Source organism: Bartonella fuyuanensis (genome assembly GCF_014197255.1).
GTDB classification, from domain to species: domain Bacteria; phylum Pseudomonadota; class Alphaproteobacteria; order Rhizobiales; family Rhizobiaceae; genus Bartonella; species Bartonella fuyuanensis.
In genome coordinates, this window is the sequence record NZ_JACIFE010000002.1 from 1 (window position 1) to 26,985 (window position 26,985).

General features: G+C 36.0%; 19 protein-coding genes. 3 read left to right on the plus strand and 16 right to left on the minus strand.

Annotation, left to right across the window (positions count from 1 at the left end; all coding sequences use genetic code 11):
• The coding region (locus GGR08_RS08040; protein WP_210273929.1) for a hypothetical protein at positions 1-205 on the plus strand (205 nt) is incomplete at its 5' end.
• Positions 206-1,295: 1,090 nt separating this feature from the next.
• Here GGR08_RS08040 and GGR08_RS01460 read toward each other — a convergent pair.
• The 3 genes from GGR08_RS01460 to carB all read right to left on the minus strand — a co-directional run bounded on the left by GGR08_RS01460 (position 1,296) and on the right by carB (position 6,744).
• Positions 1,296-2,498 (minus strand): pyridoxal phosphate-dependent aminotransferase, encoded by a 1,203-nt coding sequence (locus GGR08_RS01460; RefSeq protein WP_183193648.1) that lies wholly within the window; start codon positions 2,496-2,498, stop codon positions 1,296-1,298.
• A 306-nt stretch (positions 2,499-2,804) separates the two neighbouring features.
• Positions 2,805-3,014 (minus strand): cold-shock protein, encoded by a 210-nt coding sequence (locus tag GGR08_RS01465; RefSeq protein ID WP_019221439.1) that lies wholly within the window; start codon positions 3,012-3,014, stop codon positions 2,805-2,807.
• Positions 3,015-3,258: 244 nt separating this feature from the next.
• Positions 3,259-6,744 carry a carbamoyl-phosphate synthase large subunit gene (gene carB, locus GGR08_RS01470; protein ID WP_183193649.1) on the minus strand — a complete coding sequence of 1,162 codons (3,486 nt, stop codon included), beginning with the start codon at positions 6,742-6,744 and terminating at the stop codon, positions 3,259-3,261.
• 638 nt (positions 6,745-7,382) lie between these two features.
• Here carB and GGR08_RS01475 point away from each other — a divergent pair.
• The gene (locus GGR08_RS01475; RefSeq protein ID WP_183193650.1) at positions 7,383-7,928 is read left to right on the plus strand and encodes a methylated-DNA--[protein]-cysteine S-methyltransferase; all 546 of its coding nucleotides are present in this window, start codon (positions 7,383-7,385) and stop codon (positions 7,926-7,928) included.
• Here GGR08_RS01475 and GGR08_RS01480 read toward each other — a convergent pair.
• The 9 genes from GGR08_RS01480 to thiC form a co-directional block, all read right to left on the minus strand.
• Positions 7,915-10,236: a PAS domain-containing sensor histidine kinase gene (locus tag GGR08_RS01480; RefSeq protein ID WP_183193651.1), complete on the minus strand. Its 2,322-nt coding sequence runs from the start codon at positions 10,234-10,236 to the stop codon at positions 7,915-7,917. The genes GGR08_RS01475 and GGR08_RS01480 overlap by 14 nt on opposite strands.
• Before the next feature lie 256 nt (positions 10,237-10,492).
• On the minus strand, positions 10,493-13,120 hold the full coding sequence (pepN, locus tag GGR08_RS01485) for an aminopeptidase N (RefSeq protein WP_183193652.1): 2,628 nt from the start codon (positions 13,118-13,120) through the stop codon (positions 10,493-10,495).
• Positions 13,121-13,193: 73 nt separating this feature from the next.
• On the minus strand, positions 13,194-14,033 hold the full coding sequence (locus GGR08_RS01490) for a uracil-DNA glycosylase (RefSeq protein ID WP_183193653.1): 840 nt from the start codon (positions 14,031-14,033) through the stop codon (positions 13,194-13,196).
• Between the two features lie 428 nt (positions 14,034-14,461).
• The gene (locus tag GGR08_RS01495; protein ID WP_183193776.1) at positions 14,462-15,220 is read right to left on the minus strand and encodes a hydroxymethylpyrimidine/phosphomethylpyrimidine kinase; all 759 of its coding nucleotides are present in this window, start codon (positions 15,218-15,220) and stop codon (positions 14,462-14,464) included.
• On the minus strand, positions 15,211-15,816 hold the full coding sequence (locus tag GGR08_RS01500; RefSeq protein WP_183193654.1) for a thiamine phosphate synthase: 606 nt from the start codon (positions 15,814-15,816) through the stop codon (positions 15,211-15,213). The genes GGR08_RS01495 and GGR08_RS01500 overlap by 10 nt, the downstream gene beginning before the upstream one ends.
• Entirely contained in the window at positions 15,816-16,586 is a 771-nt protein-coding gene (locus GGR08_RS01505; RefSeq protein WP_183193655.1) for a thiazole synthase, read from the minus strand. The genes GGR08_RS01500 and GGR08_RS01505 overlap by 1 nt, the downstream gene beginning before the upstream one ends.
• Positions 16,587-16,590: 4 nt before the next feature.
• Positions 16,591-16,788 (minus strand): sulfur carrier protein ThiS, encoded by a 198-nt coding sequence (thiS, locus tag GGR08_RS01510; protein ID WP_183193656.1) that lies wholly within the window; start codon positions 16,786-16,788, stop codon positions 16,591-16,593.
• 3 nt (positions 16,789-16,791) lie between these two features.
• Positions 16,792-17,742, minus strand: a complete 951-nt coding sequence (locus tag GGR08_RS01515; protein ID WP_183193657.1) for an FAD-dependent oxidoreductase — start codon at positions 17,740-17,742, stop codon at positions 16,792-16,794.
• Positions 17,739-19,553: a phosphomethylpyrimidine synthase ThiC gene (thiC, locus tag GGR08_RS01520; protein WP_183193658.1), complete on the minus strand. Its 1,815-nt coding sequence runs from the start codon at positions 19,551-19,553 to the stop codon at positions 17,739-17,741. The genes GGR08_RS01515 and thiC overlap by 4 nt, the downstream gene beginning before the upstream one ends.
• Positions 19,554-21,055: 1,502 nt before the next feature.
• On the opposite strand from thiC, the gene GGR08_RS01525 reads away from it, so the two are divergent.
• Positions 21,056-22,030, plus strand: a complete 975-nt coding sequence (locus GGR08_RS01525; RefSeq protein WP_183193659.1) for a phage tail protein — start codon at positions 21,056-21,058, stop codon at positions 22,028-22,030.
• Between the two features lie 946 nt (positions 22,031-22,976).
• Here GGR08_RS01525 and GGR08_RS01530 read toward each other — a convergent pair.
• From GGR08_RS01530 to GGR08_RS01545, 4 genes are read right to left on the minus strand one after another with little or no spacing between them, the layout of a single operon-like run.
• Entirely contained in the window at positions 22,977-23,783 is an 807-nt protein-coding gene (locus GGR08_RS01530) for a heme ABC transporter ATP-binding protein (RefSeq protein WP_183193660.1), read from the minus strand.
• The gene (locus tag GGR08_RS01535; RefSeq protein WP_183193661.1) at positions 23,780-24,880 is read right to left on the minus strand and encodes a FecCD family ABC transporter permease; all 1,101 of its coding nucleotides are present in this window, start codon (positions 24,878-24,880) and stop codon (positions 23,780-23,782) included. Before GGR08_RS01535 ends, GGR08_RS01530 begins: the two co-directional genes overlap by 4 nt.
• A gap of 1 nt (position 24,881) precedes the next feature.
• Positions 24,882-25,769, minus strand: a complete 888-nt coding sequence (locus GGR08_RS01540; protein WP_183193662.1) for a heme/hemin ABC transporter substrate-binding protein — start codon at positions 25,767-25,769, stop codon at positions 24,882-24,884.
• Positions 25,770-25,780: 11 nt separating this feature from the next.
• Positions 25,781-26,824: a hemin-degrading factor gene (locus tag GGR08_RS01545; RefSeq protein ID WP_183193663.1), complete on the minus strand. Its 1,044-nt coding sequence runs from the start codon at positions 26,822-26,824 to the stop codon at positions 25,781-25,783.
• Positions 26,825-26,985 lie beyond the last annotated feature (161 nt).

Sequence of the window (26,985 nt, forward strand, 5' to 3'; positions counted from 1 at the left end):
CTCGAGGCCATTTCTTGTAGCGACAGGAAAAAAACAACTTACGTTTAAACAAGGAACGCATATCTCTTTGAAAAAGGGAAATGAGCTGATTGTGAAATGGTTCGAGAGATCTTTAAGGATTTTGATTTTTTATAAATTGAGACTCTTTGGACAGCAGGTAGAGCAAAAAACACGCCCAAAAGAGCTATTGATTCGCAATAATTAAGAGGCATGTTTAAAATCCCATTCCCTTAATTTTATTTACGTATCCCTCACAGTGAAAAAGCTGTATAAATACAGTAAGTTTATTTGTACATAAAATTACCTGTTATCCATGAAGAATATATGATTTATTGTACACAGTTTTTTACATTTCTGAAGAAGCAAGGTTAGATATTATCATTGTTTGTCAGCTTTCAATAGTTACGTAGTTCTTCTATTTAGGAGAGAGGGTATTTTTCTCTTTTTTTGAATATTTTTGTTCACACATCAATTTTGCATATGATGTGTAAGAAAATGATCTTGATTAGTTTTAGATAAATAGATTTGAAATAAGGGAATCTTACGAGAAGAGGTAATTTAAGTCCAAAATCAAGGTTTCTCTTATATCATTTATTACGTGATATAAAATACGATATGATTTGTATTGTATTTTGAGAAAATAAAGAAATGCGAAATTTCAATTATTTCATTTCCGTAGGAGGATGAAAGATTTCAAAAAATTTTGGAGAAAATGTTTATATGATATAAATTCTGTTCGAGATGTTTTGGTTGATATTTCATATGATACAAGTGTTTCAAAACTGTAAAAAACAAGTAAATTTTTTATATATAAAGATATCGCTTTTCTATAAATCTTTTGTATTTGGAAAAACATTGATTATGCTTTAATTCAATTCACTGGGAGAATGTTTTTTCCTATAAATTGAAATAGAATATAAGTATAGTATTTGAATCTCATCTAAAATCTGTTTTTATCATACGTTTATAACAACATAGTGTAATTCTCCGTGCTTGTTTAATGAAGAGAGTAAACAAAAAAATTCTTAAATTCAGATTTTTTCTAGTAAAATTAAAATTTTTGTTTTCAGTATAGAAAACCAAAAAGGTTTTTCATCTCGCCTGAGAATAAAGCGATGCATTTTTTTGGTAGCTGAATTTATTTGATCTTTATCTGCGGCCTTTATTTTTATGTTGTGTCTATTGATGGCTATTTTTTTTGAGTCGATTGACTCGGTCCATGATACGGTTTCCGAATTTTCTCGGATGTACTGATATTAGATAAAAAACGATCACAAGCGATGATATTAAAACTTTTAGATTAAACTGTTACAAAAGCGCTGGATACGAAAGCAAGCTTCTTCAAGTAACTTTTCTGATGTTGCATAAGAGATACGAAAAGTTAATCCAAGTCCAAAAGAAGATCCTTGGACGACAGCAACAGATTCCGTTTCAAGAAGCGCTATGACAAAATCTTCATCATTTTTAATACATTGGCCGTTAGGTGTTTTTTTGCCAATAAGTCCTGTGCAAGAAGGATAAACATAAAAAGCACCTTCAGGCGTTGGACAGTGGATGCCAGGAGCTTGGTTTAGCATGGAAACAACAAGATCACGGCGTGCTTGAAAAATATTTTTATTTTTAGCGATAAAGTCTTGTGGCCCGTTGAGTGCTTCAACAGCAGCCCATTGTGAAATAACACTCGTGCCGGATGTTTGCTGACCTTGAATGGTATCCATAGCTTTAATTAGTTCTTGTGGGCCTCCTGCATAACCGATCCTCCAACCTGTCATCGCATAGGCTTTTGAAACACCATTCATTGTGAGTGTACGCTCATAAAGCGCTGGTTCTACTTGAGCTGGAGTAACAAAGGTAAAATCCTCATACGTAAGATGTTCATATATATCATCGGTGAGGATATATACATGAGGATATTTTACTAAAACATTGGTTAGTTTTTTTAGTTCATTATATGTATAAGCAGCACCTGATGGATTTGAAGGAGAGTTAAAGATAAACCATTTGGTTTTGGAGGTAATGGCAGCTTCGAGCTCTTGTGGTTGGAGTTTATAAGAAAATTCCGCTTTTGTTTCTAAAAAGACAGGTGTACCATCATTAAGTGCGACCATTTCTGGATAACTAACCCAGTAAGGAGATGGGATAATGACTTCATCTCCTTTATTCAAAGTTGCCATAAATGCATTAAAGAGAATTTGTTTTCCGCCAGTGCCAACAATAATTTGCTCTGGTTGATAAAGAAGGTTATTTTCTCTTTTAAATTTTGCAGAAATTGCTTGGCGTAATTCTGGAATTCCCGATATGGGTGGGTATTTTGTTTCTCCCCTTCGAATGGCTTCAATCGCTGCGTTTTTGATGTTATCTGGAGTATCAAAATCTGGTTCTCCAGCACTTAAAGCAATGACATTGCGTCCGAGTGCTTTTAAATGACGAGCTTTTTGGGAGACAGCAATTGTTGCAGAAGGTTTGATACGAGACAACTTGTTGGCAATAAAAGCCATAATTTTAAATCCTTATATTATATCGACAAATGATTATTTGCTTTAAAGATATTCTATAAGAGATTATATTGTATGCAATAAAAAAACTTCTAAAATACCTTTACTCAGTTTTTTTTGACATTTGTGCAATATAGTTTCCTCTTAGATTTTATGAAAGTTTTAGAAGAAAGATAGGGAGTGATAAATTGTGCAAAGGAAATAAGCAGTCTGTTGTTTTTACAAGGTAAATTATGATTTACACAAAATAAAAAAACCTTCGCCGTTACAGACGAAGATTTTTAAATAACATATTGCGGAATTTAAATTTTAAAGGGCTGCAAGGTTGCCAGCGGCAAATTTTCCTGAACGACGATCTTGAAGAACATCATAAGAAATTTTTTGCCCTTCATTAAGACTGCTTAGACCAGAACGTTCAACGGCGGAAATATGTACAAATACATCTGCACTACCATCACTAGGTTGAATGAATCCAAAACCTTTTGTTGTATTAAACCACTTAACTGTTCCTGTAGACATAGGAAACTCCTTAGAATATATAATTATATTGAGTATTGAATCCTTTATTCTTCAATACGGTTATAGATCGAAATCAGGTGGGGAAGTTTCGCCAAAAGTGCAGACCGCACAGGAAAGAAAGTCACGTAACCGAAAATTCGACAAGGCCCTTATAAAAGTTTTTAGCACAAAAAGCAAGCCTTAATCATTTTTTATATAAAGAAAAAATCAGAAAACAGTCTATATTTTTCTGAATAGAAAAAATTCAATTGAAATAACTTTGTAGTGAACGTACTTCAAGGCGCTTTTTTTTGAGTGCTTTAATTGCTTTTACGACGGCTTCAGCTCCAGCTATCGTTGTATAATAGGGGACATTTTGCATGAGAGCTGCATAACGTAATGATTTGGAGTCTGAGATGGCACTGGCAGTGCTGGTTGTATTAAAAATCAATTGAATTTGGCGATTACGAATAGCATCTTCAATATGAGGGTGCCCCTCCAAAACTTTGTTGATTTTTTTTGCTTCGATGTGATGGTCTATGAGAAATTTTTGTGTTCCACTTGTGGCGACAACAGAAAAGCCAAGCTCAGTTAAACGTTTTACAGAATTTAAGATGCGTTTTTTGTCTTCATCTCTTACAGAAACGAATAAAGTTCCCTCCTTAGGAAGTTTTACACCAGCTCCAAGTTGTGCTTTAGCAAAAGCAAGCGAAAATTCATAATCAAGACCCATAACCTCACCAGTAGAGCGCATTTCTGGACCAAGAAGTGTATCAACACCTGAAAAACGAGCAAAAGGAAACACTGCTTCCTTAACGGCAATATGTTGTTTTCCCGGCGAAGAAGGTAAGCCACCATAAGCTTGAAGCGCATCGTGAAGTGTTTCTCCTGCCATAATGCGTGCAGCCATTTTAGCAATAGGGCGACCTATCGTTTTTGCAACAAGTGGAACAGTACGTGAAGCACGGGGATTGACTTCTAAGACATAAATGGTGCCATCTTTAATGGCATATTGTACATTTATTAAGCCGCGAACATAAAGTGCTTGTGCTAATGCTTTGGTTTGGCGCTCTAATTCAGTGATTATTTTATTTGAGAGCGTATGGACTGGTAAAGAACATGCTGAATCACCAGAATGGATACCAGCTTCTTCGATATGTTCCATAATGCCAACAATTAGTGTTTCTTTTCCGTCTGATAAACAATCAACATCTACTTCAATTGCTTCTGTTAGGTAGGTGTCAAAGAGAAGCGGATTTTTATGAAGTAATATATTGATTTGTTCTATTTTGTCGTTGGGATAACGGGCTTTGATATCTTCTGAAATTAATTCAGGGACACTCTCAAGTAAATAATTTTGTAAGCTACGTTCATCACGAATAATTTGCATAGCACGTCCTCCTAAAACATAAGAGGGACGCACAACTAATGGGAAGCCTAGTTTAGATGCAATGAGACGTGCTTGTTCGATTGAGTGGGCAATACCATTTTGAGGTTGTGTTAAGTTAAGCTTAAATAGCAGTTTCTGAAAGCGATTTCTATCTTCTGCTAAATCGATGGCGTCAGGTGAAGTGCCTAGGATAGGGATATTGTGTTTTTCTAGAGTGTTTGCCAATTTTAATGGCGTTTGTCCACCAAATTGTACGATGGTTCCGACTAGTTCGCCCTTTTTTTGTTCTTCTTCTAAAATAGCGATAACATCTTCAGTTGTTAAAGATTCAAAGTAAAGGCGATCAGAGATATCATAGTCGGTTGAAACTGTTTCAGGATTGCAATTAATCATAATAGTTTCAAATCCTGCATCATGCAGTGCAAAAGCAGCGTGGCAGCAACAATAATCAAATTCAATACCTTGCCCAATGCGATTTGGTCCACCGCCTAAAATAGCAATTTTTTTACGGTTAGAAACGTATGCTTCCGAGTGTTCTACACCTGCAAAAGGAACTTCATATGTTGAATACATATAGGCTGTAGGAGAAGAAAATTCAGCAGCACAAGTGTCAATCCGCTTAAAGACGTGTTTAACATTCAGGGACTTGCGCAAAGCTGCAATGTCATCGGGATCTTGTCCGGTAAGGGTGGCTAATCGCGCATCTGAAAAGCCCATAGCTTTTAGCAGACGCAAGTTATCTGCGTCTTGGGGTAATCCATGGATGCAGATGCGTTGTTCCATTTCAATGATGGAGGCTATTTGTTCCAAAAACCACGGATCAATTTTGCTGATTTGGTGAATTTCAGTTAAAGGTAAGCCTGCACGCATGGCTTGAGCAATGTAGCGCAGACGATCAGGGCTTGGTATTGCAATTGCTGAGCGTATAGAATTTTTTTCATCACCTTCCGCATGTTCAGGAATTGCAATTTCATCAAGGCCAGTAAGCCCTGTTTCAAGTCCACGTAGTGCTTTTTGCAACGATTCTTGAAAAGTGCGTCCAATTGCCATAACTTCTCCTACAGATTTCATTGCGGTTGTGAGGATAGGTGATGAACCGGGAAATTTTTCGAAAGCAAAACGAGGAATTTTTGTCACAATATAATCAATAGAAGGCTCAAATGATGCAGGTGTTGCACCACCTGTGATTTCATTTTTTAATTCATCAAGTGTGTAACCAACAGCTAATTTAGCTGCTACTTTGGCAATGGGAAAACCTGTTGCTTTTGAGGCAAGTGCTGAAGAGCGAGAAACGCGCGGATTCATTTCAATAACAATGAGGCGTCCATTTTCAGGATTGACAGCAAATTGTACATTGGCCCCTCCCGTTTCGACACCAATTTCACGCAAAACAGCAATTGCAGCATTGCGCATACATTGATATTCTTTATCGGTTAAAGTAAGAGCAGGTGCTACGGTGATCGAATCACCCGTGTGAATCCCCATTGGATCAATATTTTCAATAGAACAAACAATGATACAGTTGTCGTTCTTATCACGAACAACTTCCATTTCATACTCTTTCCATCCTAAAACACTTTCTTCAATCAATACTTCTGTTGTAGGAGAAGCTTCAAGTCCGCGTTCAATAATTTCATAGAACTCAGAACGATTGTAAGCAATTCCACCACCAGTTCCACCAAGGGTGAATGAAGGGCGAATAATAGCTGGAAGCTTAACAACATCAAGAGCTTGAACTGCTTTTGCTGTTGCATGGGCGATATAATGTTGTTTTCGATCAGCTTCGGTATGTCGCCAGTTGCTCTCAAGTTCTTCGAGTGCTTTGTCAAGTGCAGCACCAGAAAGTTTTGCTTTAAGTTCAGCACGCATTTTCGCATGTTGTCGGCGATTTTCTTCTTTCAGTTCTGTTGCATTGGCTAACAGAGAGCGTGGCGTTTCCAACCCGATTTTTGCCATTGCTTTGCGGAATAAAGCACGGTCTTCTGCTTTGTCAATAGCATCGGCATTGGCTCCTATCATTTCAACGTTATAGCGGTCTAAAATACCCATACGTTTTAATGATAAAGCGGTGTTGAGAGCTGTTTGTCCTCCCATAGTAGGTAAAAGGGCATCGGGACGTTCATGTGCAATAATTTTAGCAACGATCTCAGGAGTAATGGGCTCTATATAAGTTGCATCAGCTAGATTTGGATCTGTCATAATCGTAGCAGGATTAGAGTTTATTAAAATAATTCGGTAACCTTCTTCTTTCAAGGCTTTACAGGCTTGTGTGCCTGAATAGTCAAATTCACATGCCTGACCAATGATAATAGGTCCTGCTCCGATAATAAGAATAGATTTTATATCTGTGCGTTTGGGCATGGTTTTTTCCTATGACAAATATCTGTATGCGATTGTGGTAGGCAAAATCTTTAAGGTTTTAGTTTACAGTTATTTTATAAGTTAAGTGATAAAGAAAGTAAGCATTAAAATACTTTTTCCATGCTTTTTTTCATAGAATTGAAGATAAATTTCTTTTTTGAGTTGAGCCATCTTATCAGTGTATCAAAAGTATGACATTTGATAAAAAATAATAGTGCTCTGAAAACTAGAATCTTCAAACGTGTTGTGGGGAATAAAGCATAAGCCATTATTTATGGTTTGATGGAGTGACGTCAAATAAAATAGGAAGTCTAGTTTTTTGTTCCGTAAAATACTGTTGTTTAGAGCAGCGATATAGGGCATGGAAATTTCACATTAGGACTTGTCGGTAAAGAGTTTATGAAATGAATGGGCAAGGGGGCATATTTGGCTCTGGTTGAAGTATTGGTTCTTTTGGCGAGAAAACAGTTAATCTATGTATGATCTCATTTTGTAAAATGGTGATAAGAGTATGTTTTATTACAATGCCTAAAGAGATAGTTTAAAATGATCTTGTTTGGTTACAAAATAGGGGTAAAATACTCTCTTTTTATTTATGTACGATGTTCAAAAATTTTTAAAGTATAAAGAAAGTTTAAATGCTGAACACTTCTCAAACAAGAATATTCTGTCTGAAAGATGTATCAATAGGAAAGCTTTTGGTGGCTAAGTCTCAAAAAGGGATTTGTCACATAGCATTAGGAGATACTACAGAGCAATTATTGCAGGAGTTCATGGTACGTTTTGGTGAGGCGCAACAAGTTGTGGGCGACAATATCTTTAAGCGAGAAGTCTCTCATATTATAGCCATGATAGAAACTCCTAAGTTGATAAAAAGATATAATTTTTCCTTAGATATAAATGGTACAGTTTTTCAACAACAAGTATGGACAGCATTATGTAATATAGCATGTGGTGAAACAATTTCATATGAGAGATTAGCATGCCGTATTGGTCTGCCAAATGCTTTTCGTGCCGTTGCTAATGCGTGTGCACGTAATGAATTAGCAGTTATTATTCCTTGTCATCGTGTTGTGTGTAAAAATGGTTTTATTTCAGGGTATCGTTGGGGAGCCAAACGGAAACAGGTTTTGCTACAACGAGAACAAGATGGAGAAATTAAAAACAAAGTTAACTTTGTGTAATAGGCATTATAATCGTTACTATTGTTCCTTTCATTTCTTTTGAAGTAATTTCAAGTTTCCCTTTGTGTAGTTCTAACAGAGAGCGTGAAATGGCTAATCCAAGACCTGAGCCCGTATGAGACTTAGTAAATTGATTTTCAACTTGTTCAAAAGGTTGACCAAGTTTTTTAATTGCTGATTGAGGAATACCAACACCTGTATCTGTAATTTTAAAAATAAGGTTATTTTTTTTCTTGAAAGCGCAGACATCAATATTCCCGCCAGAAGGGGTAAATTTAACTGCATTAGAGATGAGATTAAGAAAAATTTGTTTTATGGCACGACTATCAACTTCAGCATGAAGTTCTGGAGTAATGTTTGTTGTAACAGCAATATTTTTTTCTTGAGCTTGAGGCGTTAGTATGCGTACTGCTTCACTAATGATGGGCTCAAGATTGGTATGTTTACAATCAAGCGTAAATCTTCCAGCTTCGATTTTTGACATATCGAGGATATCATTGATAAGAGTTAAAAGATGGGTTCCTGAATTATAAATATCATGCATATATTCTTTATAGCGTTGTGAACCAAGAGGACCAAAAGTTGATTGCAACATAATATCTGAAAAGCCGAGAATAGCATTTAGTGGAGTGCGCAATTCATGGGACATATTAGCTAAAAATTCTGATTTAGCTTTATTAGCACTTTCAGCGCGTTCTTTTTCTGCTTTCAGACTTTTATTAAGTTTTTCAACTTCTGTTGCACGTTGTTGAGCACTTCCTCGCGTGCGTTTGAGTTCTTGAATAAAAGAAAAAAGACGTCTTTCGCTGTCTTCAAATCTTTCTTGTTGTTGTTTAAGTTCAGAAATGTCAGTACCAATACAAACCAGTCCTCCGTCTTGGGTTCGTCGTTCATTAATTTTAAGCCAACAACCATCTGCAGTTTGGCGAATACTTGTTAAGTTACCAGTGCCATCATCTTTAAGAGGATATTCACTGATAGCAGGGCGAGCCATGGCTTCGACGGTTGCACGTTGGATACCTGATTGTAGAATTTGTTTAGGAATAGCGGCATATTCGCAAAATTTGCTGTTCGACATAACTAAACGTCCTTCAGCATCCCATAAGACGAAAGATTCTGAAATGTTTTCAATCGCATCACGGATACGAAGGTCGGCTTGAGCTGTTTGTTCAGCTAATTGTTGCTGTTCACTAATGTCAAAAGAAATACCAACTAAATGAGGTTCTTCTTCTTCAGTAATTTCGGCGCGAAGTCGCATCCATACATAATGACCATCAGCATGACGCATAGGAACATTGATATCAATATGCTTTTTTTTGCCTGCCATTAATTCTTTAGCAAGATCAAAAAAATTGGTATCATTGGGATTGATAATGGCGCTAATTTGGGAAATTGAAAGCAATGCATCTTGAGGGAGATAGCCGAGCATTTCGTACATTGCTCGTGACCAATAGACGCGTCCACTTGCCATATTCCAATCCCATAGTCCACAACGTCCACGCATCATTGCCATATCAATACGATTTTGAATTTTTTCTGAAATAAGATCTGTCTTACGTGCCCGTAAAAGTTGATTATAATAAGCATAAAGAAGAGCAAGAATAATACTACTTGTTCCGATGAATAGAATTATATTAAGCGAAAAAAAATTGCGCCATTCCCTAGTGCTAGCTTGCATTTTTTCGCTAATGAATACGCCATATTGCCCATTTTCTGTTTGATGAAATGAAGCAAGAGCAGGGGTATCTGTGCCTATTGTAATTTTCGTAATTCCAACGTGTTGTCTAAGAGATTGTAAAGCAATACTGTCAGAGATAAAATCTTGCAAAGGTTTTCCTAAAGCGATCTCTGAACTAGATGAAGCTAAGATATTGCCTTTTTGATCAACGATGGCGATCAGAGTGCTAGGATTAATGAGATTTTTATTCTGTAAAGTAGTAAGGATATTTTGCAAATGACTGTGAGAAAGGGTGAAGATTTTTTCTTTCTGAGAAATGGCTAATAAGTCATGATCAATTGTGCTGGTAAGATGAGAGGCTAAAAGAATGATGGTAGAATGTGTACTTTTATCAATTGTACTACGCCAATCATAGATTGATAGAAAACGAATTGCTGCGAGTATAATAAGAAATGCTAAAATAACAAATGGCAGGGAGCGTCGTAACCAAGGTTCAATAAAGAGAAGCTTTTGATGGACAGAGCCAGAAAGAAGATAAATGCGCTTTGTCTGCATTTTATGACTTTGAGCGCTCGATTTTGAATCAGCATATATCTTTGTTGGCGCATTATATGCGTCCAATTTAGCCATCTCTCGTTCCTTTAATTCTGGAATAATGTGATTTAAAAACTGCTTCGATATTCATAGTAACCCCATAAAATGCAATGAATCAAAACAGGAGTCTTCTGTCCAGTCTTTTTTTTAAAAAAATAATTTTACTTTTATGAACTTGAAGATGAAAAGGAAAAATCCACTTTAAACATGACCTATAAATAGGCTGAAATTGTCTATTTATAGGTTTAATATCAAGTAACTTGTAGAATTTATTTTTAAAATATTTTTTGTTTCAGGTGAGTAGACGGTTGATAATATCAGAGATGTCGCTTGAGAGTTTTGGCGCAGCAGCAATCATTTTTAATTCAGTTTCAAGTTTTTTTTGTCGAATAGGTTCTAATTGTCGCCAAGAGCGCATCATTGTTAATAATCGTGAAGCAAGCTGTGGATTTTTTTTGTCAATTTCCAAAATGACTTGGCAAAGAAAATGATAAGACGCTCCATCCATCCTGTTAAAGCCCGTGAGATTGTTAGAGGCAAAAACACCGATTAGGGAACGTACACGATTAGGATTATCTTGTGAAAACAGCGGATGTTGCATAAGCTTTTGAACATTCTCGAGTGTTGATGTGCCAGCAACCATTGCTTGAATAGAAAACCATTTATCCATGACCAAAGGGTCATGCCGATAGCGGTTTTCAAAATCATTTAAGGCATTTTGTGCTTGCGCACTCTCATTAAAACGCTTCATGAGAATAGCGATACTCGCCATACGGTCAGTCATATTATTAGCTGTTGCATATTGTATCGCCGCACGATTTGGATTGGCTTCAGCAATGGAAAGATAATCCAATATGATATTCTTTAATGCTCGCTTTCCAGCTTGTGCAGTGTTTGGTGAATAGGGCTCTTGGGTTTGCATTTGTTCATAGAATTTTGTTAAGAGCTCTTGATGGGTTTGTGCAAGTGAAACTAAAAACTGATTGCGGACACAATGAATACGATCTGGGTCAATATTTTTACCGATTGTATGAGCAAGCTCAACTTCACTAGGTAAATTTAAACAAAAGGCACGAAATTCAGGCTCTAAGGTTTCATCTGTTATGATCGTTTCAATCAGCTTTAGCAAAGCAGAAGGGAGTGTTGCTTTTTCTTGTGTTTTATCTTGAATGCTTTGAATCAAAGCTTGCGTCATTAAATGATTAAGAGATTGCCAGCGATTGATGTGATTGTCATCATGTTGTGCAAGAAAAATAAGTTCGCTTTCATTGAATGGCGTGTGTAGAATGATTGGTGCTGAAAAGTCTTGCAGCAGTGATAAAACGGGTTTTTCACGCAGTCCCTTTAATGTAAACGTTTGGCTTTCCTTGGATAAAAGCATAACATCTGATTGAATATCTGTATCTGCTTCATAGGTGAGGTTTTCTCCTTTAGATCCTAACAAGCCAAATACGATAGGGATAAGCATGGGCTTTTTTGTATTTTGTTGTGGAGTTGCGGGAATATGTTGCTTTGTATGAATTGTTAAAACACCATCGCTATAATGACTATCGATTTCTACATTGGGTGTTCCTGCCTGTTCATACCATAGCATGAATTGGGAGAAGTCTTTACCAGACACTTCAGCAAAACAGGCAATAAAATCTTCAATTGTACAAGCTTGTCCATCATGACGTTGAAAATAAAGATCAGTGCCTTTACGAAAAAGAGTAGGACCTAAAATAGTCCGTATCATGCGAACAACTTCAGCACCTTTTTCATAAACAGTTGTTGTGTAAAAATTATTAATTTGGCTATATTGACGAGGACGCACAGGATGCGCAAGAGGTCCTGCATCTTCTGCAAATTGCGTTGCTTTTAATGCTTTTACATTTTCAATTCGCTGTAGGCTGCGTACATTTTGATCTGATGAAAATTCCTGATCACGATAAACAGTGAATCCTTCTTTTAAACAGAGTTGAAACCAATCGCGACAGGTAACACGATTACCGCTCCAATTATGGAAATATTCATGTGCAATGACACGTTCAACATTTCTATAATCTTGATCGGTTGCTGTTTCAGGATCTGCAAGAACATATTTATCATTAAAAATATTGAGTCCCTTATTTTCCATTGCTCCCATATTAAAGTCGGAAACAGCAACAATATTGAAAACATCAAGATCATATTCGCGCCCAAAACATTGTTCATCCCAACGCATAGAACGTTTAAGAGCATCCATTGCATAGGTTGCGCGTTTGGTTTTTCCTTTTTCTACATAGATACCAAGCTCGATACGTCGTCCAGATATAGTTGTAAAATGGTCTTCTAACTTATCAAGATCTCCACCTACTAAAGCAAAGAGATAAGATGGTTTGGGATAAGGATCTTCCCAAATGGCAAAATGGCGATTATTCTCTAAAGTTCCTGTTTCCACCAGATTACCATTTGAAAGCAAGATTGGGATTGTTTGGGTATCTGCTTCAATTTTCACTCTATAGGTAGAAAGAACATCTGGACGGTCGTAAAAATAAGTAATACGACGAAAACCTTCTGATTCGCATTGTGAGCAATAAACACCATTTGAAAGATAGAGCCCCATAAGTTGGCGGTTGCTTTCAGGATTTAGTTCCGTAACCAATTTCAATGTAAAAGGAGCCGTTGGTGGCGTTGGAATTTCTAAACGTGAAGGCGTCACTTTATAAGTGCTTGGGGCTAATATCTCATCATTAATAGAAACGGAAATTAAAGTAAGATCATCACCAGAAAGAACGAGAGGTGTTAATTCTTCTGTATCGTGACGGGGCTCAATAAACAATATGGCTGTAACATAGGTTTTTGTTGGTGCCAATTGGAAGGAAAGGTGTGTTTTAGGGATAGCGTAAGGAGTTGGTTGGTAGTCTTCCAAACGATAAATAGATGTTATTGGTTGTTTCATAGTTTTTTCCCATTAGTATTTTAAGAGTTAAAGAAGGGTGTTTTAATTTTAGAAGCAAGATAGGATTAAAGAATTACAAAAGGCTGTCGAGGCGATTTTTTACTTCTAAGAAGTCTATCCATGTAAGCTTCTTTTGACTAGGGGTTCTAAGAAGGTAAGCAGGGTGAAAAGTTGGCATAACAGGTATTTTTATATTATCTTCGCTTTCATAGATATGCCATTTCCCTCTTGTTCGGATAATCCCATTTTGAGATCCGGTAAGAAACTGTGCAGCAACGCCTCCCAGTGCTATAAGAACACGAGGACGTGCTAAAGAAATGTGCCGCTCAATAAAAGGGCGGCACAATGCCACTTCTCTTGGTGTTGGTGTACGATTTCCTGGTGGACGCCAAGGAATAGTGTTGGCAATGTAAACATTATTTCTTGTTAAACCAATTGATGCGAGAATTTTATTAAGTAACATCCCTGCTTTTCCCACAAAAGGAATTCCTTGTATATCCTCTTCTCGTCCTGGTGCTTCACCTATGAGCATTAGGGGGCTTCCTGCTGTTCCATCTGAAAAACAGGTATTTTTCGCTGTCAATTTTAGTGAACAGCCATTAAATGCAAGGAGGGCAGATTTTAATTCATCAAGTGTCTTTGCACTTTTTGCACTCTCTATAGCAGCGGATTCGTTGTGTATAGGATTAGAGTTATACAGTGGATGATTATCTAATTTTACGCTTGGAGATGTTTTGGCAGATGTTTGTTGATTACCAGAAATGTTAACAACAGGCGTTAATTTTCTCTCTGAACAAGCAGACTGCTTAAAACGATCAATAGGGAAGTCTGTCAGAACGGCATCCGCACCACTTTCTTTATAAAAGTTTAAGAGTTCTTCATAGGAAATTGAGTACGGCGTTTGATTTAACATTTTACTTTTTCTAATGATCCAGAGATTATAGATCAAACAAAATTATCCTTCAAGTTTTATAAACATATTTGTTCGTCGTTATTTTATAAAAATGATAACAACATTTTTTCCACAAAAAAGATAGATCGTATAGTATAGGCGTTTGTGATTATATACATTTTAAAATGGAAAAATCTTTTAAAGTACTATTTTAACTTTAAAAACAGATTGATCTCTTTATAGTAAAAGAACTTCTTACTGAACGCAAGTGATGTAAACAATAACATTTTTGAGCATTATAGTCTATATTTAATAATTTATGAAAGTAAATTTCATACTGTTTTATTTATAAATTTAAGTATAATTTTTTATTTTGTTAATAATTTTCTATTTAAATAATATTATTTATTATAATTAAAGAATAAATATTTTTTAAACATAATAAAACTTTAAATTTTTTTTTCACAATGGGTTAAAAGCAATGTGTGGATATATTCTTTTGCTTTTTTTACAGCTGAAATGAGAGGTTCATTTAATGCTAAATGCGCTGCAATAGCACTTGATAGAATGCAACCTGTTCCACGCATTGTTCCTTTTAAACGTGGAGTAGAAATATTGATGACTTCAATTTTGTCAATGAAGCTATCAATTGCAAGAGGCCCCTCCGCATGTCCGCCTTTTACTAAAATAGAGCGAGCTCCCAATGACAAAAGTTTTTTTGCTTGTTGTATTGCTTGCTTATCATTAGATGCCAATGGACTTTGGCTAAGAAGAGCGAGTTCGTTTCGATTTGGTGTTAAAAGAGTAATGTGTGGGAGAAGCCGATTGATCATAATTTCTATGACTTTTTCTGTTGTCAGTTTTCCTCCTGATGAGGCAACCAGGACGGGATCAAGAATAACTGGAATCTGAGGATAATCTTCGAGTACATGGCAAATTGCTGCTATAATTGCTTGATTTCCTGTCATACCAATTTTTATTGCGCTTACAGGATTAGATTCTAAGGCTATGCGCATTTGTGCGGCGATAAGTTTTTCATTCATGGGCACAATTTCAGTAACCTGATTATCATTTTGTACATTCACACATGTGATGGCCAAATTAGCTTTGATGTGAAAATATGTAGCTGTTTCTATATCACGAACAATGCCAGCACCTCCTGTTGGATCTGTGCCTGCAACAATGAGAATAGAAGGGATTAACGCCATGGTTGCGTTACCTTGATCCATTGTTGTATCCGCTCTTCAGGTTTTTTATGGAGAATAATGTCGGTTACAACAGCAGCGCTATTGGCTCCTATTTTCAAGACATCTATTGCACGCTCTGGTGTTAAACCACCGATGCAAACGAAAGGTAAAACACCAATTCGTTTTCTCCATTCTTTAATTTTTTCTAACCCTTGGGGATTCCAGTTCATTTTTTTTAAGATTGTTGGATAAATAGGACCAAGAGCGATATAGTCAGGATTAACAGAGAGCGCGATATCCAATTCATGTTCATCATGGGTACTAAGACCAAATCTTATACCATTTTTACGAATTGCAAGGAGATCAGCATTGCTTAAATCTTCTTGTCCAAGATGAATAAAATCGCATTTTTCATCGATTGCTAGGCTCCAATGATCATTAATAATTAATTGTACGCCCCATTTATCACATATGTTTTTTGCATGCTTAATATGTTGACTGATCATTTTAAGATCTTTGTCTTTCATACGCAATTGTATGAGTTTAACACCAAAAGGAATCAAACGTTCAATCCAATCAGCATTGTTAACAATGAGGTAAAATGGATCCAATTTCATCAAAATACGGCTTTACCAATAATGGGCGTTGAAGGGATTGCTACATTGCGGGCTTCAAGAATGCCTGCTTTATATCCCATCCGACCTGCTTGAATAGCTTTAGAAAACGCTTCAGCCATCAAAATAGGATCACCTGCTTTAGCAATTGCGGTATTAAGAAGGACCGCATCATAACCGAGTTCCATAGCAATAGCGGCATGGGATGGGCGTCCAATGCCAGCATCAACAATGAGGGTAACATCAGGAAGATAAGCACGGATGGAACGCAGTCCATCGGTATGATGAGGGCCTTTTGCTGATCCAATAGGTGCACACCAAGGCATAATGACACGGCAACCAACATCTAAGAGTTTTTCAGCAACAATGAGATCATCAGTTGTATAGGCAAAAATTTTGAAATCTTCACTGTTTAAAATTTTTGCGGCTTCAATTAAAGAAAAAACGTTTGGCTGTAAGGTATCTGAATTACCGATAATTTCGAGTTTAATCCAAGAGGTTTTAAAGAGATCACGAGCTAAATGAGCTGTCGTTACAGCTTCTTTAACAGTATAACAACCAGCGGTATTAGGAAGTATTGTTAGATCGAGTTCTTGAAGAAATTGCCAAAACTGCCCTCCTTGTTTTCCACCTGCACTTTCTCGACGTAATGAAGCGGTTACAATTTCTGTATTCGATTTGTGAATGGCATCACGAAGGACAACAGGAGAAGGATATTGCGCTGTACCTAACATAAGACGGGATGAGAATTTACGCCCATAAAGATTCAACATAATATTAACCTCCTTGCATTGGACTTAAAATTTCTACTTTATCTCCTTCATGCAAAATAAATTGGTCGCGTGCATCTACAGGAATAACTTCAGCATTAACAGCAGTCGCTAGCCAATCCCCTTCATATCCTAACTCCACAAGCAAGAGACTGAGAAAAGAGGTTTCCGTTTGAATTGTTTTACCATTAACAAATATTTGCATGTTTTATTCCAATGCTAATTTCATCGCTCGTTTTGCCATTTCTGGAGATAAGAGAAAGCCATGTCTATAAAATCCATTCACTGAAATATGATTACCATATTTGCATACGGAAGGGAAGTTATTCGGATAAGCTGGACGAACACCAACGCCGGATTCAACAATTTCTGCTTCGGAAAAAGCAGGATGTAATGTATAGGCAGCATTAAGCAATTCCATCATGGATCTTACAGAAATTGCACCACCAAAATCACTTTCAATCATTGTCGCTCCAATCATAAAAATATCATCTTGCCGCGGAACAATATAGAGTGGTATACGTGGATGGAGGAGACGAATTGGGCGGGAAATTTTAATATCTGTACTCCGCACGAGTAGCATTTCACCACGCACGCCCCGTAGATTTTTATCTTTTCCTAAATGTGCTATTCCTGTTGCATCAATGATTATATCAAAATTTGTTTCAGATATTTTGAGATCAACAAAATATACACCATTTTCTATCAGTTTTTCTTTTAAAGCGATAAGTGCTTTGCGGGGATCAAGGTGCGCTTCGCTTTCATAAAAAAGCGCACAATCAAAACGTTCTGCAAGATCTGGTTCAAGCTGAATTATTTCCGCATGGTTTATGGTTCTATGATTATGTGTGCGAAGTGAAAACCGTTCAAGTTCTCCTCTATCGCGTGTAGGAGCAACAACTAAAGTACCTTTTTGTGTAACAAGATCTGGAAATGTTTGGCGCCACCATTGTATAGCTTGGACACCAAGGTCTTCCACAATCTGTTCAGTATTTTCTTTTTCACAATAAGGAGCGAGCATCCCGCCTGCATACCAGCTGGATGACCCTATAGGAGAGTGGAGTGGAGCTGATACAGTAACACGAGCACCTTTTTGTTGTAACATAAAAGCAACGGTTAAACCAGCAATCCCAGCACCTTTGATAAGAATATTCTTCAACTATTTACTTTCTTTTTTTCAGTAGTATCAATATAAAGGTCATTATTTTCTTGATATTTTTCAGCCATAGCAGCCATACCTTCACTTTTTATTGCAGTATCACGAATATCATGGGAAATACGCATAGAACAGAATTTGGGTCCACACATGGAGCAAAAATGCACCAATTTATGAGCGTCTTTCGGCATTGTTTCATCATGAAAGGTACAAGCTGTTTCTGGATCAAGAGACAGGTTGAATTGATCATGCCATCTAAAGTCAAATCGTGCACGTGAAAGAGCATTATCGCGTAATTGTGCTCTAGGCAGACCTTTTGCAAGATCAGCAGCATGAGCGGCGATTTTATAAGTGATGACTCCAGTTTTGACATCATTTTTATCGGGAAGTCCTAAATGTTCTTTAGGTGTGACATAGCATAACATAGCGGTTCCAAACCATCCAATCATAGCAGCACCAATTGCTGATGTAATATGGTCATAACCAGGAGCGATATCAGTTGTAAGAGGTCCTAAAGTATAAAAAGGTGCTTCATGACAGAGATCTAATTGCTGCTCCATATTTTCTTTAATTTTGTGCATTGGGATATGTCCCGGTCCTTCAATCATAACCTGTACATTTTTTTCCCAAGCAATTTTTGTTAATTCTCCTAAAGTCTTAAGTTCAGAAAATTGTGCTTCATCATTGGCATCGGCAATAGAGCCAGGGCGTAAGCCATCTCCTAATGAAAGAGAAATATCATAGGTTTTTGCAATATCACAAATTTCATCAAAATGTTCATAGAGAAAACTTTCTTTGTGATGATGAAGACACCATTTTGCCATAATTGAACCGCCTCGTGAAACAATACCTGTTACACGATCAATGGTCAGAGGAATAAATGGTAATCTTAATCCGGCATGAATTGTGAAATAATCAACTCCTTGTTCTGCTTGTTCAATAAGAGTATCGCGAAAAATATCCCATGTTAAATTTTCAGCAACACCTTGTACTTTTTCAAGCGCTTGATAAAGAGGAACAGTTCCAATGGGTACAGGAGAATTCCGAATAATCCATTCACGAATATTGTGAATATTTTTTCCTGTCGAAAGATCCATGACTGTGTCTGCTCCCCAACGAATAGCCCAAATCATTTTATCAACTTCTTCCGCCATCGATGAAGTGACTGCTGAATTGCCAATATTGGCATTAATTTTAATACGAAAATTACGTCCAATAATCATTGGTTCACATTCTGGATGATTGATATTTTGGGGAATGATAGCTCGTCCATTTGCAATTTCATTACGAACGAATTCCGCTGTGTAAATTTCTGGTATTTTACCACCCACTATATCTGAGTGCGCTTTTTGTTGGCCTTTTATCGCTAACCCTTCATTTTCTCGTATAGTAACATATTCCATTTCGGCAGTAATAATACCTGCGCGTGCATACGCCATTTGCGTAATTGCTTTGCCACTTTTGGCTCGTAAAACAGGTCGTTTTTGTTCAAATACTGGTATAGGAGAGTTATCATAGATTAATCCATTATCTTCGGGTTTGATTAAACGTGCAGGATAAGGTTCAGTATCAGCGCGCTTGGAGAGCCAGGATGAGCCAATTGCGGGTAAACCTTTTGTAAGATCAATGATGGCATCTTTCTCGGTGTAGGGGCCAGAAGTATCGTAAACATTTAAAGGTTTTTCACCACTACCATCGGTCAATAAAATTTCACGCAATGGAACACGCACATCAGAAAAAAGAGGACTCTGATGATAAACTTTGCGTGAGGCGGGAAAGGAGCTGCAACTGATTGATGGAATATTTTTGGGCACAAACTTTTTCCTTCTAAACACATAGTTCAAAAATTAAAGTGTGATGTTAACGGGGATATATCCAAATGATCAATTCTGTACTTTTGAATGAAGAAATGCTTATAATAGTTTGTAGTAAGTTACCTTCAATAAAGCTTAAGAATTTTTTTGAAAAGCTTAATGCAATATCTTTGGAATAATAACTGCACTCCCCCATGTAAACACTTTATATTAGCATAAACATGATTGGCTTAAATACTGACATTGTCAATCACAAAGATATATTTTGAAATATTTTTGTGTGTTTTTTAATAATAAAAGAATGTATTATAAATTTGATGAATTATAATGGTGCTTATTTTATAAAATAGTAAAATTAAAAATAGATTATCAAGAAGAAAGTAGATCGTTTAGCGTTTTGATTTGGCTTTATTCTATATTGAATAATAATTCAGAATACTGTAAAATAATTCTCTTATTGTGCCTACTTTAAAAATCATTTCCTAATATGTCATATTTTGATCGTTCTATGCATTAAGGAGAACACTAATAATTGCAGGATGCTGTTTAGAATGATTTATTGTTCTTGCAAAAAAAATATACATAGAATAAAATATAATAATGGTGAGGGGTGAGCTAAGTGTATAAAGAGAGAAGTTGGTTACAGAGCGTTGGTTTTTTAAACTAACGATGTGTGTTTGTGAAAATTTTTAGAGTGCAAGGTTATGTTTCTTAAATATCTGTATGGAGATCGGATATAATCTTCAGATTTGGTGAAGGTTTGTGATATTTCTTTAAGTATTTAAATTGTTTCATTTACAGTTTAATTAAAGGATGAAGAAGTTATTATATTGAATATAATCTTTATGGCGTATTTAGGTTAAAAAGAAACTTTTTCCAAAAATATTAAGATCGATCTAGTAAAATAATTTCAGGAATAAATTAGATAAAATAGAACATTTTAAACTGTCTGTATATGAATAATATAATAAAGCATGCAAAGAATTTGAATCTAACTTTTAGAATTTTAATAAAAATGATAGTAAAAAGATAAAGAATCTTCATCTAAAACATATCGTATAAGATAGCAATGAGATAGGTTTAGGCTATTAAAAAAGAGAATTTTTTAAGTAGAAATTTTCTGTGTGGATAGCAGATTATTACATTCAATAATAGTTATATGAAATTCGTTATAAAGGGAATTTCAATCGGTGTTTTTAATACTTTGTCACGAAATACAAAATCTGCAATCATAACGATTAACAATAGAAAAGTAACAAAAAATATTAAGTAACCTCAGATAAGGTGGATCCGTTATCCATTAGAAGTGGAAACATTAAGGCTGATGTTATGAAAAATGGTTGATGAATTTAGGTTATTAAATTGGAGGGAGTGAAGACAGATAAAATGCGGGAATACGTATGGTGCAGTGATTATAATGTAGCCATAAACAGTGGCAGCATATTTTAGTGCACAGAATGAGAAATTGTTAGAAAAATTATGAAAATAATGGGGGATTTAGAATGTCTAATATTTACGATTGGTCATTAAAGGCTGATGAAAATGCTCATTCAGATAGTATCATTAATTGGGCAGAAGGTCAGCCGCCTAGTTCTGTTAATGATAGCGCGCGGGCGATGATGCAGCGTGTGCGTGAATATCTTGCAGATAGTGGAGGATCTATTGATACAAACTTTGTGGTAAATACGAGCGCTAAGACAACATTAATTACCTTAAAGACTGTTTCACCTATAAAGAAATACAACGATGATATCGTTATACGTTTTAAAGCTCGTGGCGTGAATATTGGCACGACGACAGTAACTGTGAATAATATAGGAGAAAAGCTTATCTATAAAGCCACTTATGCGGGGATTCTACCATTAGAAGGGGGAGAACTGCAAACAGGTGGCATTTATGAAATAGTATATAATAAGAGTGTTTTAATAAAAGAGCATGAGGGTTGGTATTTGTTAAATCCTACACCACCAAAGATAGAAAATTTTCCTGCTGGATTCATTGCAACATTTGCTACGCAAAATGTGCCACATGGTTGGCTTTTATGTGATGGTAAGACCTATAGGTGTGAAGATTATCCACAGTTATTCAAGGCAATAGGTGATCAATGGGGAAAAGAGAGTAGTGTAACTTTTAAAGTTCCTGATTTTAGAGGAATATTTTTACGCGGTTTTGATGCTGGTCGGGGTTTGGATAGAGGTAGAGAATTTGCAGATCTACAACAAGATAGCATAAAATCGCATACACATATTGGGAAAATTGAAACAGCAGGAGAACACACACACAAGTTTAAGTATCAAACAGTAGGGTTTGCAGTTGGTGATATTGGAAGATCATCGGATTATTATAGCTTTAATGAGACTCTGAGAGGGATAACAGATACTTCTGGTGCGCATACACACAAGGTGACTCTTTCTCAAACGGGGGAGGAAGAAACGCGTCCTGTTAATACGACCGTTGTTTATGCTATAAAATCATGAGTATGATTGGGTAATGAATAATCTAGATATCCTGATAATTTTGTTAACGCGGAGCAATTCCGCGTTATTTTTTATGTGTATGTGAAGAGAAAACCTAGACTGTTAAGATGATCCTTGGGGGAGGCAAAAAACAATTTAAAAATGATTGGAAGAGAGAGTTAAGAATATAAGTTATTCTAAAAAAGCACATCATATGATGATATGGAGAAAATGTGTAAAAATCATTCAAAATTTGCCGTTAAATAATGTAGAGATATGTTTTCTCATAAAGTATTTTGATGGAATAGAAGTGATAAAATTATTTAATCGGAGGTATGAGAAAGTATAATATTTATAATATGTTGTTGTGAAAAAACAGTTTCCCTTGGATGAGTTAATTTATCTCATAAAGGGATTTATTATCTTGTTGTTAATTTCTTTGCGTTACCGTGGTGTAGGTTTTATCTGTAAATGCTATACTCTTTGAGTACAAACGTTGTATGTTTGTGAAGAAACAGATAAACGTGATTATTATACCCTTTCGTTATTCCTATATGCTGCATTGTTTTTGTATTAAGGGATCTACAGAAATTATTATTCAATTCATTTGAAAGGATTTCATTGAATAGTTTAACTCTTTGGATGTACTAATAAACAATTTTTTATAGAGGGAGAAGAGTAAAAATATGATTATCTTTGATATTCTTATTGACTATAGAGGCAGATAAATGATCAATATGTATTTATCGATAAAAAGAGCTAAAGCAAAAATTATGTGTTATGAGAAAAGAACACTATTAAGCTATAAATAAATCTTTTATGGAGTGGAGAAAGGCAATAGATTTCTAACTGTACTTAGAAAGTATAAATAATACATATAATTATTATAGAAGAGGTATTTGTGTGTATTTGGGGGATTATTTTCATTTGGCTATGTACTTTAATTTCTCGATTAAAATCGATATGTTTAGGATCTAATTTCATAGGGGGATGCTGTTTGAGGAAGTATGAATGGAATGTCTTTTTTAGGTAATTCAGAAACATTTAAGGAACAATGATAAACATCGCGGAGATTTTTTGTTGTCAAAACATTAGTTGCATTTCCTTTGCAATAAATCTCTCCTTCTTTTAATAAGATCATGTTATCTGCATAATGTGCTGCGAGATTGAGATCATGAAGGACAGCAAGAACGCCACCACCAGAATGGGCAAATTGTTTAGCAATATCCATAACGATAAGTTGATGTTGAATATCGAGACTAGCAATAGGTTCATCTAATATCATCCAACGAGGAATTCCATTATAAATGGGTTTCCAGATTTGGCAAAGAACACGAGCAAGTTGTACTCTTGCTTGTTCTCCGCCTGATAATTGGTGATAATACAGGTTACCATAATCAGAAAGATCAACGCGCTCTAAAACTTTTTGGATAAGATTTTGCAGTTCAGCTTTGGCAATGGTAAATTGATTTACATAAAGGCCAAGCCGTACAACTTCATAGACTAAAAAGGGAAATACGAGCGTTGTTGATTGTGGCAGCACAGCGCGCATCTTTGCCATTTCATAAGTTTTTGTTTGGTGTATATCATATCCATTTAAGGTTATTTTCCCACTGTAAGGAATTTCCCCACTCAGTGCTTTGATAAAAGTACTTTTCCCTGAACCATTGGGACCGATAATAATGGTAAAAGCACCACTTTTAGCTTGAAAATTAATATGGTTAAGAATCTGCTTCTTTCCGCGCTGAACGCAGACATTTATTGCTTCAATCATGAAAAGTTTGTTCCTCGTTTGCATATAAGGATCCACAGGAAGAAGGGGGAACCAAAAAGTGCTGTTACGATTCCAATTGGCAATTCTGCAGGGGCAACAATTAAACGGGAAAATGTATCTGCAAAGATAAGTAATGCGGCTCCCAAGAGAGCAGAGTAAGGAATGAGATAGCGGTGATCAGGACCAATGATTTGACGTAAAATATGCGGAACAATAATACCAATAAAACCAATACCACCACTGACAGCAACAGCACTACCACACATAAGGGCAACAAGAGGAATAGCAATATTTTTAACTCGTTGAATATGGAAACCGATATGGCCTGCAACAGCCTCTCCGAGTGCAAGAGCATTAAGTGCACGTGATAAAAAAGGAGAGAAAAGAAGACCAATAAAGATGAAAGGGAGAACGAGCCATACTTTCAACCATGTAGCACCCGCAAGAGAGCCAAGATTCCAAAAAGTGATATCGCGTAGTTGTTGGTCATTTGCGATAAAAATCAATGTTCCGATAACTGCACTGCTTAATGCACCAAGAGCAATACCAGCAAGCAGCATGGTTGCAATAGAGGTAAAACTATGATGCGTTGCTATTATGTAGAGAACAATCGTTGATAAAAGTCCACCCAAAAAAGCGCCTATGATAACTTTGTAAGGCTCTAAAAAAGGTGCAAATGAAACAGGAAAGGCAAAACCTACAACGATTGCTAAAACAGCACCAAGACCTGCTCCTGCTGATACACCTACAATTCCAGGATCTGCAAGAGGATTACGGAAAAGCCCTTGCATCATGACACCAGAGACAGCTAAAGCTGCTCCGATCAGTAACCCTAGGATTACGCGAGGAAATCTTATTTCAATAAATATGAGATAATCACGCGTTTTACTACTTACAGAAAATTCTTGCGTAAACATGATATAAAGAAAATCAAAGAAAGAAGTATTTGAAGCACCATTTAAAAGTCCGCTTAAAATGCTAAAGATAAGGAATATTATTAAACCTAATAAGAATACTTTTCTTAAATGTTCGCGATTCATTTTTTTGGTTTTTTTTATTTCAGATGTATTATCGACCAATTTATCTGTTTTTGTCATTTTAGTTTGCGCCATAAAGTATATGAATAAGGTCTCTTGATGCGTCTGCCGTACGCGGACCAAATCCTAAAAGGTACATAGCGTCCATTTGTTTAATAGCCTGATTTTGGGCTGCAATTGTTGCTTGAATTGCGGGTATAGCTAAAAGTTTTTCAAGATTAATGGATTTTTCATTGTGTTTTATAAGCAAAATAACATCGGGATTTGCTTTCAATAATGCTTCGTTATTGAGAAGTTTATACCCTTTATAATCAGTAATGGCGTTGATACCACCTGAAAGTTTTATAATACCATCAGCCGCTGTATCTGTTCCGGATGCCATAACGCGCCCATTCTGTACAGAGAAAATAAAAAGGACACGCTTTGGTTTTGTTACTTTTGCCAGAAGAGCATCATTGTCTACAAAAGCACGGCTCACTTTTTGAATTAATTCAGCGGCTTGTGCTTCACGATGGATGGCTTTTCCAACAAGGCGAATTTTTTCTATTACACTTTCTCGAGAATAGTTTTCTGGTATGATTACGATAGGGATTGATGTCTTTTTAAGAATTTCAATTGTTGAAGGAGGCCCACTTCCTTCAACGAGTAGGATGCCTTCTGGAGCAAGAGATAGAACACCTTCAGGTGAAAGAGTACGCATATAGCCAAGCACAGGAAGTTTGAGAGCTTCTTTGGGATAAACACTTGTGCTATCACGGGCAACAAGCTGATTTTGAGCTCCTAATGCATAAACAATTTCTGTAAGAGAGCCACCAATAGAGACAATTCGTGCATTTTCAGAAAAACGCGTGGTAGGTTCAGCGATGAGTCGTTGAGAAAAGAAACTAAGAGAAAGCAGTATAAAAAAAAGAAGAAAACTTAGTTGCCTGCGTAAAAGAAGTGTAAGCATATTTTATCTTTCTAAGCGACGACTAATTCTTTATGTGGAGGAAGGGACTTCAATAAAGAACGCCAATCCTCGCGCTCTTTTTGACCTTCTTTGCGCATGCCGAAGAATTGAACAATCATTTCATCATTTTTATCGAAAACCTCAAGTGAACTGACATAACTATCACTGGTAGGTTTGCGAACATGCCACACACTATCAATCCCAGATGTGAGTAAATGAAGGTTAAACTCTGGATCAAGAACATTAAGCCAAAGTCCCATTTTCTTAATATTTTTTACGATCCCACTAAAAATTTGAATACATCCTTTATTACCAACGAAGCACATAATCGGTATTTCCCGTCGTGCAGCTTGGTTGAGCATCATTTCAATAGCTTCGACGTGTAATTCATTGGCAAATTCATTACCAACGTATTTTACAGCATGATGTCGACTAATCTTAAATTCAGAAATAATTTTTTGAAGTTGATGCACATCTGTCATTTTCCGCCAACAATTCCGAAATCTTTCAATATCTAATTCTGTTATGTCACACTGAACTGGGAGAGAAACAGGAAGAACATCAAGAACAGAAGATTGGTTTTCAAGAAGAAGATTTTCGACAAGTTTATCCCATTCTTCCATATTTGTCATATCTTTAGAATAGATTTTTAAAATAGCAACGCCATGTTGATCAAAAAATTGTAGGCTTTTTGCAGGTTTCCCAAGAAGGATGACATCATGTTCAAAACCAAATTTCCATTGTTTTGTAAAAATACGCAAATCAATTTTACCGAGTGTTATAGTAATATGTTGGTTTTGAATGATTTTTTCAAAACACCCTGTTATTTCATGAACAGCATGTTCATTGCGTGTTAATGCCATGACTGTTCCAAGTCGAGGAGCATTTTCCAATAGAGTAGCAACATCAGTTTGTAGTCTTTTTGCTTTTCCAATTGCACAATAGGCTGCAATAAGCTCTGCTTCAGATATACCAATAGAAACTGCAAAATCACGGTTTCGCATTTCTTTTTTTTCTTCACGCAAGCGAATAATCATTTCAGCTGTATGTGTCATGGATTTCACCTTATGTTACTGAACTCAAGAACTAATTTTTAAATTTTACAATTCCAAGGAAATAGAATGAACTCTTAAAGAGTTCATTCTATTACAAAATGTATCTCTACTCCCAATAGCAAAACAATCAAAAAACGATAAAATAGAAAGAATTTAAAATT